Source organism: Arcobacter sp. CECT 8985 (genome assembly GCF_004116495.1).
Classification (GTDB): Bacteria; Campylobacterota; Campylobacteria; order Campylobacterales; family Arcobacteraceae; genus Malaciobacter.
The window spans coordinates 86,955-105,605 of sequence record NZ_PDKC01000002.1 but is presented as its reverse complement, the minus strand read 5'-3'; the positions used below and the strand labels follow the sequence as shown (position 1 = coordinate 105,605).

Below are 18,651 nucleotides of genomic sequence, written 5' to 3'. Positions count from 1 at the left end.
TTTAAGATAGTTTAAATAGGGTATAAATTAAGTTTAAATTAATTTTATTACTTTTCAGAATCCCTATTTATAGGGATTCGTATTTTTTTAAAAACTTAAATTTTAGTTAAAGTCAAACACTTTAAATTCTCTTGGTTCTTGAGATTCAAATTCATAATCAAATATTTTTGTAACTTTTGAGTGCAATAAAACTCTATTTACATTTGGGTTTATTTTACCATAAATTGAATCACCGATAATTGGATAACCTAGATGATTTAGATGAACTCTAATTTGATGAGTTCTACCTGTATCAATTACAACTTTAATTTTAGACTTATTACCTTCTACAAACATTGGATAAATAGTCGAAGTTGCAGGCTTACCTTTTTTAACATCAATTTTTGATTTTGCTACACCTTTATTTTTAATTGTTAATATTGGTTTATCAATAACAATTTCATCAATAACTTTACCTTCAACTATAGCTACATACTCTTTATAAACTCTATTTTCTTTAAATTCTTTAATTGCTTTTTTTTGAAACTCTTCGTTTTTTGCAAAAAGCATAACTCCACTTGTTTCTTTATCAAGTCTGTTTAATAAAAAGAAGTCACTATACTTATCTTGAATTTCATCTGTAGTCATATATGCTGGTTTGTCTATTGCTAAAATATCATCATCTTCAAATATTGTATTTATTTTTGCAAGTTTTTTCACAGTGAATTTTGTATTTTCTTTTATTTCACCTCTTGCGATTACAATTTTTTTCCCGCCTGCTCTTACTAAACCTCTATCAATAAGCTCTTTTGCTTTTGAATTAGATATATTTTCTTGTTTTGCCAAAAGTTTGTACGCTTTATCATACATTTTTTAATTCCTTTATTATTGGCTCAACTGAGCCTGCTTTTGCTAATTTTGGTATTTTTAACTCATCTATTTTTTCTAAATAGTTTCTCAACTCATCATTTTGTACTAAATAATAGTTATCAATACATTCAAAAAGTGATTTTTGATTAAATATCTCTTTACCACTTATAATTTTACATCCAAAGAATGCTGGTTCAACTGGATTATGTCCACCAATTTTTTCAAAACCACCTCCTAAAATAACAACATCTGATATTGCATATATATTATTTAATTCACCCATTTTATCAACTAATATTATATCAGAATCAAAACTCTCATTTTGTGAAAATCTATGATATTTTAAATTTTTTTCTTTACAATAATTTTTAATCAAGTTATTTACTTTTTCAAATCGTTCAGGATGCCTTGGAACTATTACTAATTTTCCAAATTTTCTATCATATGAGTTTAAAATCAACTCTTCTTCTTTTTCATGGGTACTTCCAGCTGTAATTAAAGTCTGTTTAGTTTTTTCAAACTTTTTTGTTATTTTTGGAAGTTGTGCAAGTTTAATATTTCCAATAACATCAATATTTTTTGCACCTAAATATTCAAGTCTTTGCTTATCTGTTTCACTTTGAGCAAATACCTTATCTATATTTTTAAATATATATTTATAAAACCATCTCATTTTTCTATATGAGTTATATGATTTATCAGATATTCTTGCATTAATTAAAAAGGTTTTTCCACCTTTTCTTTTTACAATATAAAAAAGCATAAACCAAAGTTCTGCTTCCATTACAACCAATGCTTTTTGTTTATTTATCCAAAAAGGTAAAAATAACTCATAAGGTAAATACCTTACATTTTTACTATGTTTACATGCCTCTTCATACCCAGTATTTGTTATTACTGAAATATTACAATCGCTAAACTCTTTTATTAAAGGCTTAATTGCAATAGTCTCACCCATTGAACAACTATGAAACCATATTTTATCTTCATTATCAAACTTTGGATTATTTTTTAAAAAAAATTTTGAAGGAATTGCTACTTGGTATTTTTTATTTTTTAATTTTATTAAAAGTAGAGGCATTGCAATTATATAAACAATAATTGCTAATATATAATAAAAAAATGAAAAGAGGCGCAAATTAAGCCTCTTCAGTTTCATCTTCTTTATAAAGGATTCTTCCACAATGTGGACAGTTTACAATCTCTTCTGATTTAATCACTTCCGCATAAGTTTTGTCATTTATTTTCATAAAACATCCATAACAAGCTTGTTTTTTTACTGGAACAACAGCTGTATCTTTCGCCCATCTTTTAATTTTTTCATAGAAAGTTAAGATTTTATTATCAAATTTTTCTAATAATTCACTTCTTTCTTGATAAACAGAATTTCTTTCTTGATTTATCTGCTCTATTTTTTCATCAACAGCAGTTTGAATCTCTTTAATAGATTCCTCTTCTTCTGTTAATTTCTCTTTTGCTTCTTTTAATTGAGACTCTTTTTCTTCTGTTATTTCATCAAGTCTAATAATCTCTTCATTTGCAAATGAAATTTGCTCTTTAGTAATCTCTTCTTCTAATTGTAAAGCTTTTAACTCTTTCTCATTTTGAACTTCATTATGTTTTTTTGAAATATCATCTAATTTAGTTTTTAATTCTGCTAAATGGATATTATTTTTAGTTCTTTTAGATTTAACATCATCAATTTGTACATATATATCATTAATTGATGTTTTAATTGCTTCTGCTGTCTCTACAAATGTAGCTAATTTTGCTTTTTCGTTCTCAATTTGAGGTTCAAACATACTAATCTTAGTATCAAATTTAGATAATTTAACTAGTTCCTCTAAATATTTATTCAACTGTTTCTCCTTGTATACAAAACTTAAATGGATTTTTCGAAGCTGATATTATAGCTTTTAATTTATTTTTTTTCAAATTTTTTTCTAATAACCCTACTAAAAGGGCATTAAAATACTTTTCACTTTCATAATGTCTTATATCAATTAATGATATTCCTCTAGATTTTGCATCCATTGCTTCATGATATTTGATATCTCCTGTCAAATAACAATCTGCTTGAACTTCATCTAATAAAGACATGCCAGCACCAGTTACTATTCCTACTTTTTTTACTTCTTGATTACATTTTACAACATTTGTTGATTTAATATCTAATTTAGATGTAATATCTTTCAAAAACTCATCAAAATTCTTATTTACATTAGCATATATAATGAACTCATTTACATCATTTTTTTCAATTACATCTAGATTTAATATCTCTTTTGCAACATACATATTTAAGTGCGTTTTATCAATATTCGTATGCATTGATATCAATGCAATATTTTTCTGAATTAAAATTTTTAATAACTTTGTACAATAATTATCAAAATTAACTTTTTTAAGAGGTGAAAAGATTAAAGGATGATGAGTGATAATCAGTGAATTTTCATCCACTACATGTAAAAACTCCTCATCCAAATCAATACTTACATATATTTTTTCTATCTCATCATTTTTATTTCCAACTAATAGTCCACTATTATCCCATTTTTCTTGTAAATAAAAAGGAGAAATTTCATCTAAAATATTATAAATATCTATTATTTTCAATTTATCTTCCAACTCTTTTTAATCTATCTTGTTCTTGCTGTTTATATAAAACAGCACAACCTTGTGCTAATTCTCTTACTTTTAAAATGTAATTTTGTCTTTCAGTTACAGAAATTGCTTTTCTTGCATCAAGTGTATTAAATGCATGAGAAGCAAGCATACATTGATCATAAGCAGGTAAAGGAAGCCCCGCATCTAAACAAGATTTACACTCATTAAATGCATCATCAAAATGTCTAAATAACATCTGTGTATTTGCTACTTCAAAGTTATAAGTTGAGAACTCATATTCACTTTCTTTATGTACATCCGCATATGTTGTTTTACCATGTTCATTTTCATTCCATACAATATCAAATACAGAATCAACACCTTGTAAATACATAGCAAGTCTTTCAGTTCCATATGTAATTTCAACTGCAACAGGATCACAAGCAAGACCACCTACTTGTTGAAAATATGTAAATTGTGTAACTTCCATACCATCCAACCATACTTCCCAACCAAGACCCCATGCACCTAATGTTGGAGATTCCCAGTTGTCTTCTACAAATCTTATATCATGTTTTGATATATCTAAGCCTAAATACTCCAAAGATTGTAAATATAAATCTTGAATATTTTCTGGACTTGGCTTTATTAATGCTTGAAATTGATAATATGCACCCAGTCTATTTGGATTTTCTCCATATCTACCATCTGTTGGTCTTCTGCTCGGTGCAACATATGCTGTACTCCAAGGAGTTGAATCTAAACTTCTTAATATTGTGGCTGGGTGAAAAGTACCAGCACCTGCTGGAATATCATAAGGCTGAACAATATTACAACCTTGTTCTGCCCAGAATTGTTGAAGTTTTAATAACATATTTGAAAATGTAATCATCTATTTAATCCCTAATTCTTTATTTATTTTTTCTTTATCAAAACCACAGATCCAACTATTTCCTATTAATACAACAGGAGCACCATTACATCCATGCTTTTGACAATCTTTTAATGCTTGTTTGTTTCTTGATACGTCAATTTGATTATATCTTATATTTTTAGATTTAAAGTAAGCTTTAGCCTTATCGCACCATTTACACTTAGGTACTGTAAATAATGCGACAGGTTTCATATTATTATAAAATAACTTCTATTTCATTAGAATCAGTTTCAACTTTTTTAGCCTTAACGATTCTATCTTCTTTTAATTTAATTGCTAACTCTTTATCAGAAATTGCAAGAATTTGCATTGCTAAGTATGCTGCATTAACTGCACCAGCTTTTCCCAATGCAACTGTTGCTACAGGCATTCCTGATGGCATTTGAACAGTTGAAAGCATAGCATCCATTCCATCCATTGCACCACCTTTCATAGGAACACCAATAATAGGTTTTGTTGTAGTTGCAGCTAAAGCACCAGCTAAATGAGCAGCCATCCCTGCAGCAGCAATAAACGCTACAGCACCTTTTTCTTCTGCATTCTTAACATAATTTTTTGTTCTTTCTGGACTTCTGTGAGCTGATGAAACAATCATTTCATATTTTACATCAAATTTTTCAAATGTATCTGCACAGTTTTTCATAACTTCATAATCTGACTTACTTCCCATTATTATAGAAACAAAGCTCATAATTTTCCTTATAATTTTTTTGGTATATTATTTTATCTAATTTAATCTAATAGTTTAATAATCTTTCCTATTTTTAACTTTTGCCAACTCTCAAACCTATTGAGAACAAGGGAATTATCATCAAATTTAAAAAGTGATAAATTTTTTGATTTATCATCAATTATAACTGTTTTTACATAGTTATAATTTGATACTCTTTTTAAAGGATTTTCCGTTGTAAATAACACAATAGTTGGAATAAAAAATATATCACTAATATGATAAGTTGAAGTATCAACTGTAATAATATTATCTACGTTTGAAATTATATATGCAAAATCTAAGAAATTTTTAGAAAACCTAGACAGATCAACAAAGGCATCATCATCTACGCCATCTATACTTAAAGCACTAACAATAACATAATCTTTTAACTTAAATAACAACTCTTTTAGCATTTTTCGTGCTACATCTTTTGGAATAGACCTTTTTTCATGTGCAGAATATGGATGAAATAAAAGGATTTTCCCTTTCAATCTTAACTCTTCAAATTTTTCAACAACTGATTTAGAAGGTTTATATTTACTTAAATCTAATGTATTATATTTTCTTTCTTTTGCTATTTTTCTAAAATCTATTCCAAATTTATAAAGCCACGCATCAACATAATTTAATTGATTGTAGTAAGGTTGTTTTGTCACTAAGCTTGTATCTATAAAATAATCATAATTAAATAATTTTTTTACACTAATTGATAAAGCTGCAACATTTGATATAAAATACTGATTTGAGAAAATTTGTTTATCTCTTGAAAATTGTTTATTTTCTGAAGAGTTTAAAAAAAGTTCTATTTTAACAGTCTTAAACTTCTTTTTAAGCTCTTCATATAAAATTCTAAGTGCAGTACATGAAGCAATCATCTCTCCTATATCAAAACCTAAGTTTCCAAGTATAGCAATTTTTATATCTTGTTTTAAAGTAGCTTTTATTTCATCTTCAACAAAATTATTCTTATTTTTTAAAAGCAAAGATACATAATCTAAATTTTTACTATAATCTTTATTTTTTGTTTTTAATCTTTTTTTGATATTTGAGATATTTGAAAATTCATTTTCATTTGAAATTCCTAATTCTTTTGGAAAATACTCTAATTCTCTTACTCTTTTTTCAACAATAACTTTTGCTTGATACTTTTCTGAAATTTGAGAAAATACAGATTTTAAGTCATTAAAGTCTTCATAAGTAGTTAAATAAAGAGTATCATTTAACAAATTTGATGGATTCTTTAGTTTCACATAAGAAACCAAAGTACCATCTGTAGTTTTAATATTTATATTTTCAGTAACTCTAAATATTACCATTTTAGTTACTTATACTTTCCTCTTCATTTTTAACACGTAGCATAGTTAAATAAGGTAATTTTGATGGCAATTGAATCTTATTTGTATTTCCACTATGAACTGATTCTAACTCTTTGTTTGTATCTGTTAAAATCTTTTTAAACTGAACATAATATTTACCATCATCTTTTTTATAAATTTTACCTATTTCATTATCACATTCTTGAATTTGTACACCAATTGGAGTAAATATTTCTATTTCATCACCTGGATATGTTTTATATTTACAATAAAAATGATCTTCATCTTCTGTTACAAGTCCACTTACTTCATAACTACCTTTACTTAATGCATATTTATGATTTTGTGTATCATTTTTGTCAAATGGTTTATGCACTAAATAAGCATCAGTGAAACCTCTATTTTTTGTAGTATGAAGTTCTTTTTGGTATTTATCTGCATCAAATTTATTATCATAATAATCATTAATAGCTTCTCTATAAGCATAAGTTGTAACTGCTGCATAATAAGGAGACTTTGTTCTTCCTTCAATTTTTACTGAATCTACTGCACCTGATTCAAGAATTTCTTGCATATGAGAAGCTAAATTCATATCTTTAGAATTAAAAATATAAGTACCAACACCTGGCTCTTCTTCTAGTCTAAATAATGTGCTATGATCTTCATTTGCTGCATAAAGTGTATAATCAAATCTACAATCATTTGCACAACTTCCTCTATTTGGAACTCTTCCCATTTGAACAGCACTTACTAAACATCTTCCACTATAAGCAAAACACATTGACCCATGTACAAAAATTTCAATTTCCATATCAGGAAGATGTTTTTTAATCTCTTTTACATCTTTTAAAGATATCTCACGCGCTGCTATAATTCTTTTTACACCCATGTCCCAAAAAACTTGTGCATCTAGATAATTTAATACATTAGCTTGAGTAGATAAATGAATTGGTATTTGCGGAGCTAATTCTCTACATAGTCTTACAACACCAGGAGCAGCAACTATTAAAGCATCTGGTTTTAATTCTGCCATTTTTATAATATGTTTTTTTAATAATTCAATTTGAGAATTAAAAGGGAAGCCGTTTATAGTTGCATATACTTTTTTACCTCTTGCATGAGCATAATCAATTCCTTCTTTAAAGGTTTCAAAAGTGAATTCTTTTCCAGCTCTAATTCTTAAGCTAAAATGACTAACTCCAGCATAAACTGCATCAGCACCATATGCAATTGCAATTTTAAGTTTTTCCAAATTTCCTGCTGGTGATAGTAACTCTATATCTTTTTTAATCATATTAATCCCTTGTGCACCTAGCACATATATTTTTCGCAATTATATCAAAAGTTTTTATAAAAAAGATTTTAGTAAAAAGTTAAAAGTTTTATATAAATAAAAAGAAAGTTATCAAAAGTAAGAAAGCTATTAAAAGCTTTCCCACTCATCATCATTATTTGAATTTGAAACAAAAGTTGTTTTATCTTCAGACTTTGTTTTTTGCATATTAGTTGTATCAGAATTTATTTTCTTATTAGAAGCTTCTAAATTTTTTGTTTTTTCTTTAGAAATATCATCTTTTTTTAAATTTTCACTTGATGTACAATATTCAAATTTAACAATGTCTAAACACTCAAAAAGTTTTGTTGTACAATCATCAACTTCTTTTGAAATAGCAGCAAGTAGTTTATTTTCAGCTTTTTGTGCATTTTCATCAATATATTCTTGTACTTTTTTGTGAACTAAAGAGTGATACTCTTTTATTTTAGTCCAATTAGCAGTTTTTGTAAAAATACTACCTTTTGACTCTTCACTTACAATCCATTTACCAAAATCACACTCAGTACATTTTGTAACACTCCAAGATTTAACATCTTTTTGCCCTACTTTTGCAAAATTCATATCTTTAAAAGATATATGATCATTTTTTATTTTTGATATTTTAAATACCAAATCTATATCACAAATTTGTTTTTCTTTTTCTTTATTAAAATTTGCTCTTTGTGCAATTGCATTTAAATCTTCTGAAAGTTTTGTTACTCCACTTGATAAATTACTAATTTGACTTGCAGAATTTGCATTAACTTGTGTAGCTCTATCTAATGTATTTATAGTATCATTAATTTGAATAATTCCATCTTCTTGTTCTTTACTTCCTGTTGTGACATCATCAATAAGTTTAATTGTTTGATCAATTTTTTCATTTAATTCTGTATATCCACTAATCATATTATTTGATATAACTTTTCCTTCATTTGCTTTTGAAGCTGCTGTTTCAACTAATTGCTTAATCTCTTTTGCAGCTTGGGCACTTCTACTTGCTAGATTTCTTACTTCTTGCGCAACTACAGCAAATCCTTTGCCAGCTTCACCTGCAGTTGCAGCTTCAACTGCTGCATTTAAAGATAAAATATTTGTTTGGAATGCTATTTGATCAATTACTGTTATTGCTTCATTAATAGCAGATACTTTAGCATCAATATCGTCCATTGCTTGTGTAGTTTGTGAAGCTAAGTTTTTACCAGTTGTTGATGATATATTTAAATCATTTGCTAAAACTGACATCTCATTTACTTTTGATGTACTAGATTTTATAATTGAAGTAATTTGTTCAACTGCAGCAGCTGTTTCTTCTAAGCTAGCAGCTTGCTCATTTGCTGATTTAGCCAATTTCTCAACTTCTGTTGATAAAATCTTAGTATCAGAATTTAACTTTCTTCCACTAGTAGTAATCATTGCTAAAAACTCTGAAACAGTATTTCCTATAAATGCAGTACTTGTTGAAATTGATCCCACAATACCATTTGCATTATGTTTTTTATTGTTATCCAATTTATAATCAAAATTGGAATTACCATACTCCACAAGAATATTATTTATCTCTTCTAGCTTCTCATTTGTTTTATCAATCATTGAATTGATAGACTCTCTAAGTTTTGAAATTGATGAATTAGATGATTGACTATGAACTTTATAAACATAAAATCCATTATTAACTTTTTGAATTACATCTTCAACCTCTTCAATAACTTTTTCATCTTGTTTTGCATCTTCATTTAATTTATTAATATACCCATTAAAACTATCAACTACTTTTCCAATTTCATCATCAGAATCTTTTTTAATAGTTTTACTAGTTGAATCAGAAGATAATTCATTTATTGCATTATCTAAATTATCAAGTGGTTTTATTATTGTTCTTTTTATCAAAAAAGAATATAGTATATAAATTAACACTATTGAAATCAATGAATAAATTAAGATATTTCTAATAATCTCCTTTATCTCTTGTTCTGTATGATTTTGCATAGTAATAATTTCATTTTGTATATCATTTACATATGCACCTGTTCCAATAATCCAATCCCATGGACCAAATTTTTGAACATATGAAAATTTCTCTTGTGGCTTATCAACTCCAGGTTTTGGCCATAAATACTTAACTAATCCACCTTCACTATTCTTATTTGCAACTTTTGATATTTCTTTAAACAAATACATATTATTTTTATCTTTTATATTTGATAAATCTTTACCATTTAACTGTGGTTTAAAAGGATGCATTATCATCTTTGGATGAGAATCATTAATAAAAAAATAGCCATTTTTACCATATCTCATTTTTGAAATAGCAGTAAGTGCTTCTTTTTGTATTTTTTCAGTTACATCTGAAACATAAGCACCTGTACCAATAACCCAATTAAAAGGCTTAAATAACTTAATATAAGAGACTTTATCTTGTGGTTTATTAAAGCCAGGTTTTGGCCAAACATAATCTACATATCCAGCACCTTTTTGTTTTGCAATTTTAGCAAAAACAGAAAATATCTTTTTTCCATTTTTATCTTGAAAATTAGATAAATCTTTCCCATCTATTTGTGGTTTTAAAGGATGCATAACAATAACTGCATTTGTATCATTAATCCAAAAATAACCATTTTTACCATATCTTGTATCTTTTACTAGATTTTTTATGTGTGCTTTTAGCTCACTTTTTGACATTTTATTTTTTAATCTATTATACTCTCCATTAATAATTGAAAAAATAAAATTTGATTGTTCTAATAAATAATCTTGCACTTCATCTTTAATCTTATCTTTTGATGTTCTCTCATGATAAGATTTCACTGTTTTAATCGCTAAAGAAACATAGTTTTTTAGTTCAGCTTCTTTTTTTGAATATGCTTCATTTTTATAATTTTCTACACTCTTATTAGAGAATTTATTTATTGAAACAATTGATTCAGTTGAAACAACCACTGCAATAATAAAAATAGTAAAAAATGATAAAATTAAAAGTTTAACTTTTATAGATAATCTAGCCAACATACCTATTCTCCTTTATATAATTGATTATTCTATCTTTAAGAATAGTAAAAAGTCAACTTTATGAGTGTCATTTCTTTTAAAAAGTTTATTTTGTTTATTTTTGTTTCATTTAAAATTAATTTATTTTTTAATATATTGAATAAAATTATAATGCTTACAAAAATTATTTTTTTATTTTAATTCAATGAAAATTATAAATATGCTATTATAAAACAATTAATAATTAGGTACGATATATGTTAAATAGACTTTTCAAAAAATATACTAGAGAAGACTTACTTGAAGCATTAAAAAGTTCAACATTTAATGACACTAAAGCTGATGCTATGCTAAAAGATGTTGATATAAATTATAAAGATGAAAAAAATAGATCTTATTTGCATATAGTTGCAGAAGCAAATTTGATTGAATCTATTAAATGGTTAATATCTAAAAAAGTTGATATTAATGCATTAGATAGTGATAAAAATACACCATTAATTTATGCAGCAAAACTTGGCTGTACACAATCAGTTAGAACTTTACTTCAATTAAAAGCAGACCCAAATATTGTAAACGCACAAGGTAGAACAGCTATTCAAGAAGCATTAAAGAACAACAAAAAAGATTCTTATGTTCTTTTAAAATCTACTACTAAAAATCTTGATAACATTGATGATAATGGTCATACAATTATTTTTGATGCTATTGATAGTCAAAATATCGATTTAGTAAAAGATGTAATTAAACTTCAAGGGAATGATTTAAATAAAAAGATTCTTTTTTATCCAAATACATACCTTAATACAGATATTATAAAATTTTTAGCAGAATCAATTGATCTAAATACAGAAGATAATAAAGGTAAAACTCCACTATTTTATTTAGTAAAAAATGGTGCTTCAAATATTGATTCTTTTACATATGCTTTGGAAAAAGGCGCAGATATCAATCACATAGATTATGAAGGTAATACTGTTTTAATGGAATTAATCCAAGAAATCATTTCTACACCTCCAACAGAAAAAGAAAAAGTAAAAAACTTAATAGGTATGATACCTTGGCTTATAGATGAAAATGTAGATTATAATTTATGTAATAAAAATGGTGATAATGCTTTAATGCTAGCAACAAAAAATAATCATATAAAAGTAGTTGAAACACTATTAGATTATGATGTTGATCCCAATTATATAAATGATAAAAATGAGACTGCTTTAGCTTTTGCTGCAATAAAAGGTAAATCAAATATTGATTTAGTATCTTTATTACTTGATTATGGAGCAAGACCAAATATAAGTGATGAAAATGGTAAAACAATAATTGAGAAATTAATCGAAATAGAACTTCATTTAAGAAACAAGAAAAAACTAAAAATGAAAGCAAGACAGTTTATAAATGAAAATGAAAATTATAAATCTGTACTTGAAGAAATTTTATTAAATGGTGAAGTAAATCTTACTATGCTAAATTCAGAAGGAAATCCATATTTCTTTGATGCAGTTGAGCATGGAAATATTGACTTAGTAAAAATGCTTGTTAAATATGGCGCAGATATAAATCAAAAAAATAAAGACGGCTATAATATTATTTATCACTATATGTCAAAAAATATATCTTTTAGAAGAGTAGCTGACCAACAACATTACTTACTTATGCTAAGAAATATAATTAGTCTAGGTGCAGATGTAAACTCTAGAGATGACTTTGGAGGAATTACCCTTCATAAAGCAATTTTAGATAATGATATTCAAACAATAAAAGTTCTTATTAATGCAGGTGCAGATATAAATGCAGTTGATAATAAAGGTAGAAATATGGTTCATAATGCTATGTGGCAAAATAAAGTGAAAGTATTTAGACTTTTATATTCATATAACAAAAAATTAATAAATAAGCCAGATAAATTTGGTGTACTACCAATTAATTATGCAGCATTTTTGGGATACAATGAACTTGTAGTTGAATTAATTGATTCTGGTTCTTATGTAAATAACCCATATAGAAAAACACATTATATTTTTAACTTTTTGAAAAAATTCCATAAAAATCTAAGACCACTTCTTGAAAATACAAGAAATCCTGCAGATCACTTAAAAATGAAAACTTTAGTTGAAAACATGGTAAAAGAGTTTAGTGTAAAGCTATAAAATAGCTTTACATAATTTAATTATTTTAAAAGATTTTTAGCAAATTCTAAAGCTTCATTTGTAATATTCTCACCACTTATCATTCTTGATATTTCATTTACTCTTTGTTCTTTATTTAAAAGTCTAACTGTAGACTTTCCAGCTTTTTTATCAACTAAAAAGTGTTGATTTGCAGTAGAAGTAAGTTGCGGTTGATGTGATATTGCAAAAATTTGATATGATTTTGATAATTCAGTCAATACAGTTGCAATAGCAGAACTCTCTTTACCACTTAAATTTGCATCAATTTCATCTAAAAATAGTACTCCATTTTCAACAATTTGAAATTCACTTATTGAAGTAAGTAAAGCAAGTCTTAATCTATTAAATTCACCACTACTAATAGTGTCTAAATCAACTCCATTTAATTCAAAAGTTACTTCATCAAAACCTGCAAAGTCCAAAGCTTTTTTCTGTATTAAAATCTTTGCATTTGATAAATAAAGAAATTTTAAATAATGATTTATTCTCTTTTCTAAAGTTATTATTGATTTTTTTCTATTATCACTAATTTTTTGAGCTAATTCATTTACTATATTTTCCATAGTTTTAATATCATTTTCTAATTTACTTTTTTCAAAACTGATATTTTCATATTTTTCTAGCTCATTTTTTTTATCTTCTTTATATTCTAATGCTTGTTTAATTGAACCAAATCTTTTTTGTAGTGAAGATAATTTTTCTATTCTATTTAATACATTTTCTATATCTAACTCTTCAAGTTCATATAAAGAGTCATTGAACTTTTCAAAATGATTATTTAATTCATTTATTGCATCATCAAAAAAAGAACTATCTACTTCTAATAATTCTAAGGCATTAGATACTAAATGTGAATTGTCAAAAATTGGCTCTAAACTTTTAAGAGCATCTTCTATCTTATCTTTTTTTGATAGTTTTCTTTTAATTTCTATTAATTCATCATACTCTTCAAGTTTGGGATCAATAGACTCAATTTTATCTATTTCAAATTTTGCGAATTCTTTTAATTCTTCAACTTTTTGTTCATCATCATTTAATTTTTTTAGTTCTTTTTTAAGTAAAGATAAATTTTTGAATTCTTTTTCAAAACTTTCTTTTAATGAATTAAATGACTTATTATTTTTTGAACATAATAAATCAAGTGAATCAATAAGTTTTTCACTTTCAAAATCACTTTTATCTTTCAAACTTAAATGTTTAATTACTAAAGATGAAAAGTTTAATAGCCTTTTTTTTGAAATTGTTTGATTATTTAAAAGATATCTTGTTTTATCTTTTTTTATCTCTTTTATTACTATTTCATCATCTTTTTTTATATCAAAGTCTTCATCTTCAATTGAACTATTAAGTACAACTTCTGCAAGTTTTGCTTTTGCTTCTTTAATAGCAAATAAAGATAATATAGACTCCATTAAGATTGATTTACCTGCACCACTAGGCCCAGTAAAAACAACTAATCCCTTATCAAACTCTAAATCAACTTCATCAAAAGATAAAAAATCTTTTATATAAATTCTATTTATCATAGTAAATTAATTTCCCCATCGTAATTTTTCATTTAAAACTTCAAAATAATTTCTTTCTTTTCTATGTATCAATTTACCTTTTTTAGAGGCAATTTGAATTTTTACTGATTGATTATGTTCTACTTCATATATATCTTGCCCATCAACAATTACAACTGCACCTTGATTATCACTTACAGTGAACTCTATTTCAAAATCTGCAGGTAAAACTAAAGGTCTTTGTGTAAGGCTATGAGGAGCTACTGGTGTTACTATAAATACATCTGTCAAAGGATATACTAATGGACCTCCAACAGATAAATTATATGCAGTAGAGCCATTTGGTGTTGAAATAATTACACCATCACCAAAATATGAATTAAATGGTTTACCATCAATTTTTGCATCAATTTTTATCATTGAAGATAGTGATTTTCTTGAGATAACGATATCATTAAAAGCAAAAAAAGTTCTTAAGTTTGTACTTGCTTTAATAATCATTCTACTATCAATTCTATAATTATTGTTTTCTATATTAGTTAAAACTCCATCTAAATCACTAACTTTTATATCAGTTAAAAATCCTAAATTACCTAGGTTTATTCCAAGTACAGGTTTATTTGATTTAAATGTTCTTCTAACAACAGAGATTAAAGTACCATCTCCCCCTAATGATGCGAAGAAATCAACACTATCACAAAGAATATCTAAATCAGTACCATTTTCTCCAATCATAGAAGCACTACTTTTTTCTATAAAGACTTCTATATTATGTTTTTCAAAACACTTTTTAATATTTAAATATTTATCTTTAATTTCTGGTGTTGATGGTCGTAGTATAATCCCAACTTTAGATATAGATTCTATTTTTTCTTTAGATGGCTTGTGCAAAGTTTAACCTTAGTAATTAAAATTTACACTATTTTATCCAATTTGATAATAAAAATGCTTTAAATTAACAAATTGTAATATTTTTACAAAAAAAAAGGCCCAATCTTTAAGACTGAGCCTTTAAATAATTAAAATAATTAATTTAAATTAAACTATTTAATTATCCGTTTCTTTTTTTGATGATTTCATCAGAAACATTTTTTGGTACTTCAGCATATGAATCAAAAAGCATAGAGTATGTTGCTCTACCTTGAGACATAGATCTTAAGTCAGTTGAATAACCAAACATTTCAGATAATGGAATCATTGCAGTAACTAGTTTAACACCAGCTCTATCATCCATAGATTGAACTTGTCCTCTTCTTTTGTTACAATCACCGATTACATCTCCCATATACTCTTCAGGAGTTTCGATTTCAACTTTCATCATTGGTTCTAAAATAACAGCTTGAGCTTCTGCCTTTCTACAAGCTTCTTTAAATCCCATTGATGCAGCTAATTTAAACGCCATTTCAGATGAATCAACGTCATGGTAAGAACCATCATATAATGTAACTTCAATATCAACCATTGGGTAACCAGCAAGAATACCACCAGCCATTGCTTCTTCACAACCTTTTTGAACTGCTGGAATATACTCTTTTGGTACAACCCCACCTTTAATATCATTTTTGAATACAAAGTTATCTTCGCTATCAGCTGGTAATGGTTTAATATCTAAATATACGTGACCGTATTGACCTTTACCACCAGATTGTTTAGCATATTTATACTCATTTTTGATTCCATTTTTAATAGTTTCTCTATAAGCAACTTGTGGAGCACCAACTTCAGCTTCAACTTTAAATTCTCTTTTCATTCTATCTACAAGAATTTCAAGGTGTAATTCACCCATTCCTGAAATAATAGTTTGTCCAGATTCTTCATCAGTTGCAACTCTAAACGATGGATCTTCTTCAGCAAGTTTACCTAATGCAATACCCATTTTTTCTTGGTCAGCTTTTGTTTTTGGCTCAACTGCAACAGAGATAACTGGATCTGGGAATTCCATTCTTTCTAAGATAACTGGATCTTTTTCAGAAGCTAATGTATCACCTGTAACTGTTGATTTAAGACCAACAACTGCACCGATTTCACCAGCATATAATTCAGATACTTCTTCTCTATTGTTAGAGTGCATTTTAAGTAGTCTACCTACTCTTTCTTTTTTCATTTTAGTAGAGTTCATTACATATGTACCAGACTCTAATTGTCCTCTATAAACTCTAGCAAATGTTAATTGTCCAACAAATGGGTCAGTCATAATTTTAAATGCTAATGCTGCTACTTCACCTTCATCAGTTGAAGGAACGATAACAGATTCACCATCTTGAGTTTCACCTCTAATATCTGCAACTTCTGTTGGAGCTGGTAAATACATTGCAACAGCGTCAAGTAAAGTTTGAACACCTTTGTTTTTAAATGCAGTACCACAAGTCATTGGAGTTATATTCATAGCTAAACAACCAGCTTTTAATCCAGCAACGATTTCTTCTTCTGATAATTCACCTTCTTCAAAGTATTTTTCCATTAACTCTTCTGAAGACTCAGCAGCAGCTTCGATCATTCTTTCTCTATACTCTTCTGCTTTATCCATCATATCTGCTGGAATTTCTTCTACATGATAATGAGAACCCATTGCAGCATCATCATCCCATACAATAGCTTTCATTGTAACTAAGTCAACAACACCTTTAAAATCTTCTTCTGCACCAATTGGTAATTGAATTGGAACAGGATTAGCTTTTAATCTTTCTTTAACTTGGTTTTCAACATTATAAAAATCTGCACCAGTTCTATCCATTTTATTAACGAATATCATTCTTGGTACTTTATATTTATTTGCTTGTCTCCAAACAGTTTCAGATTGTGGTTGAACTCCACCTACTGAACAAAATACAGCTACAGCACCATCAAGAACTCTCATAGATCTTTCAACTTCAATTGTAAAGTCAACGTGACCTGGAGTGTCAATAATATTTATTTGTAATTTGTCATTTGTTTTTGGATGTGGCCAGAAACAAGTTGTAGCAGCAGAAGTAATTGTAATACCTCTTTCTTGCTCTTGTTCCATCCAGTCCATAGTTGCAGCACCATCATGTACCTCACCAATTTTATGAGATACACCAGTATAGAATAAAATTCTTTCTGTAGTAGTTGTTTTACCTGCGTCAATATGCGCTGCAATACCAATATTTCTAACTTTATTAAGTGGTGTTTTTCTAGCCATAAATAATTCCTACCATCTATAATGAGCAAATGCTTTATTAGCTTCTGCCATTCTATGCATATCTTCTTTCTTCTTGAAAGAAGCGCCTCTTTCATTAGCTGCTTCGAATAATTCGTTAGCTAATCTTTCTACCATTGTTCTTTCATTTCTTTTTCTAGCTGCGTCTACAAGCCATCTTAAAGCTAAAGTTTGTCTTCTAACTGCTCTAACTTCTACTGGAACTTGGTAAGTAGCTCCACCAACTCTTCTAGATTTAACTTCTAAAAGTGGTTTAATATTTTCAATTGCTTTTTCAAATAATTCAATACCAGATTCTTCACCTCTAGCATCTAAGTTTGCAATTGCACCATACATGATTTTTTCTGCTACTGATTTTTTACCATCTAACATAATTGTATTAATAAATTTTGTGATCACTTTACTATTGTAGATAGGATCAGCCATTATTTCTCTAACTGGAGCTTTTCTTCTTCTCATAATCTTATCCTTCTACTTATTTCTTAGGTCTTTTAGTACCATATTTAGATCTTGCAACAGTTCTGTTTGCAACACCAGCTGTATCTAAAGCACCTCTTACGATGTGATACTTAACACCAGGTAAATCCTTAACTCTTCCCCCTCTAACTAATACGATAGAGTGTTCTTGTAAGTTGTGACCCTCACCACCGATATATGAAATTACTTCAAATCCAGTTGTTAATCTAACTTTTGCAACTTTTCTTAAAGCCGAGTTAGGTTTTTTTGGAGTTGTTGTATATACTCTTGTACATACTCCTCTTCTTTGTGGACATTTGTCTAATGCTGGTGATTTAGACTTTTTTATCACCTTTTTTCGCTCTTTTCTAATAAGCTGATTAATAGTAGGCATTCTTTCCCTTTATTTTTATTGGTTTGAGCAATTAAAGCAATGCTCATGCTTCTCGCTTGTCTTCAACAATAAGTTGAAACGATACTACCATTCTAGGAAACATGTAAGTTTTCTAAAAAAGTTCGTGATTATACTTAAATTAAAATTAACTTAGGCTTAGTAAGTGTATATAATTATCTATTATATTTATTTTGAGATTTTTGCATTAAAAACAAGGCCAAAA

The 18,651-nt window shown here is 27.3% G+C and carries 16 protein-coding genes; 1 reads left to right on the top strand and 15 read right to left on the bottom strand.

Annotated elements, in window-relative coordinates:
• Positions 1-102: 102 nt before the first annotated feature.
• From CRU93_RS01840 to CRU93_RS01795, 10 genes are all read right to left on the bottom strand, one after another.
• On the bottom strand, positions 103-849 hold the full coding sequence (locus tag CRU93_RS01840) for an RNA pseudouridine synthase (protein WP_129102478.1): 747 nt from the start codon (positions 847-849) through the stop codon (positions 103-105).
• Positions 842-1,930, bottom strand: coding sequence for a lipid IV(A) 3-deoxy-D-manno-octulosonic acid transferase (gene waaA / locus CRU93_RS01835; RefSeq protein WP_258238793.1), 1,089 nt, complete (start codon positions 1,928-1,930; stop codon positions 842-844). The genes CRU93_RS01840 and waaA overlap by 8 nt, the downstream gene beginning before the upstream one ends.
• A 58-nt stretch (positions 1,931-1,988) precedes the next feature.
• Complete coding sequence (locus CRU93_RS01830; protein ID WP_129102476.1) at positions 1,989-2,708, bottom strand: zinc ribbon domain-containing protein; 720 nt, start codon at positions 2,706-2,708, stop codon at positions 1,989-1,991.
• Positions 2,701-3,465, bottom strand: a complete 765-nt coding sequence (locus CRU93_RS01825) for a Nif3-like dinuclear metal center hexameric protein (RefSeq protein ID WP_129102475.1) — start codon at positions 3,463-3,465, stop codon at positions 2,701-2,703. Before CRU93_RS01825 ends, CRU93_RS01830 begins: the two co-directional genes overlap by 8 nt.
• Before the next feature lies 1 nt (position 3,466).
• Positions 3,467-4,348, bottom strand: a complete 882-nt coding sequence (gene glyQ / locus CRU93_RS01820; RefSeq protein ID WP_129102474.1) for a glycine--tRNA ligase subunit alpha — start codon at positions 4,346-4,348, stop codon at positions 3,467-3,469.
• Positions 4,349-4,582 carry a glutaredoxin domain-containing protein gene (locus CRU93_RS01815; protein ID WP_129102473.1) on the bottom strand — a complete coding sequence of 78 codons (234 nt, stop codon included), beginning with the start codon at positions 4,580-4,582 and terminating at the stop codon, positions 4,349-4,351.
• Positions 4,583-4,586: 4 nt separating this feature from the next.
• Positions 4,587-5,081, bottom strand: coding sequence for a 5-(carboxyamino)imidazole ribonucleotide mutase (gene purE / locus CRU93_RS01810; protein ID WP_129102472.1), 495 nt, complete (start codon positions 5,079-5,081; stop codon positions 4,587-4,589).
• Positions 5,082-5,122: 41 nt separating this feature from the next.
• Entirely contained in the window at positions 5,123-6,421 is a 1,299-nt protein-coding gene (locus tag CRU93_RS01805) for a hypothetical protein (RefSeq protein WP_129102471.1), read from the bottom strand.
• A gap of 1 nt (position 6,422) precedes the next feature.
• Positions 6,423-7,715: a peptidase U32 family protein gene (locus CRU93_RS01800; RefSeq protein ID WP_129102470.1), complete on the bottom strand. Its 1,293-nt coding sequence runs from the start codon at positions 7,713-7,715 to the stop codon at positions 6,423-6,425.
• Positions 7,716-7,844: 129 nt separating this feature from the next.
• Positions 7,845-10,745 (bottom strand): cache domain-containing protein, encoded by a 2,901-nt coding sequence (locus tag CRU93_RS01795; protein WP_129102469.1) that lies wholly within the window; start codon positions 10,743-10,745, stop codon positions 7,845-7,847.
• A 236-nt stretch (positions 10,746-10,981) separates the two neighbouring features.
• On the opposite strand from CRU93_RS01795, the gene CRU93_RS01790 reads away from it, so the two are divergent.
• Positions 10,982-12,874: an ankyrin repeat domain-containing protein gene (locus tag CRU93_RS01790; protein WP_129102468.1), complete on the top strand. Its 1,893-nt coding sequence runs from the start codon at positions 10,982-10,984 to the stop codon at positions 12,872-12,874.
• Positions 12,875-12,894: 20 nt separating this feature from the next.
• Here the strand turns inward: CRU93_RS01790 and CRU93_RS01785 are convergent, their stop codons facing one another.
• The 5 genes from CRU93_RS01785 to rpsL form a co-directional block, all read right to left on the bottom strand.
• Entirely contained in the window at positions 12,895-14,421 is a 1,527-nt protein-coding gene (locus CRU93_RS01785; RefSeq protein WP_129102467.1) for an AAA family ATPase, read from the bottom strand.
• Positions 14,422-14,427: 6 nt separating this feature from the next.
• Positions 14,428-15,291 (bottom strand): NAD(+)/NADH kinase, encoded by an 864-nt coding sequence (locus CRU93_RS01780; protein WP_129102466.1) that lies wholly within the window; start codon positions 15,289-15,291, stop codon positions 14,428-14,430.
• A gap of 160 nt (positions 15,292-15,451) precedes the next feature.
• A complete protein-coding gene (fusA, locus tag CRU93_RS01775; protein WP_129102465.1) occupies positions 15,452-17,560 on the bottom strand; it encodes an elongation factor G in 2,109 nt (702 codons plus the stop codon).
• 9 nt (positions 17,561-17,569) lie between these two features.
• Entirely contained in the window at positions 17,570-18,037 is a 468-nt protein-coding gene (rpsG, locus tag CRU93_RS01770) for a 30S ribosomal protein S7 (protein ID WP_129102464.1), read from the bottom strand.
• Positions 18,038-18,053: 16 nt separating this feature from the next.
• Positions 18,054-18,428: a 30S ribosomal protein S12 gene (rpsL, locus tag CRU93_RS01765; RefSeq protein WP_099342069.1), complete on the bottom strand. Its 375-nt coding sequence runs from the start codon at positions 18,426-18,428 to the stop codon at positions 18,054-18,056.
• Between the last annotated feature and the right edge of the window lie 223 nt (positions 18,429-18,651).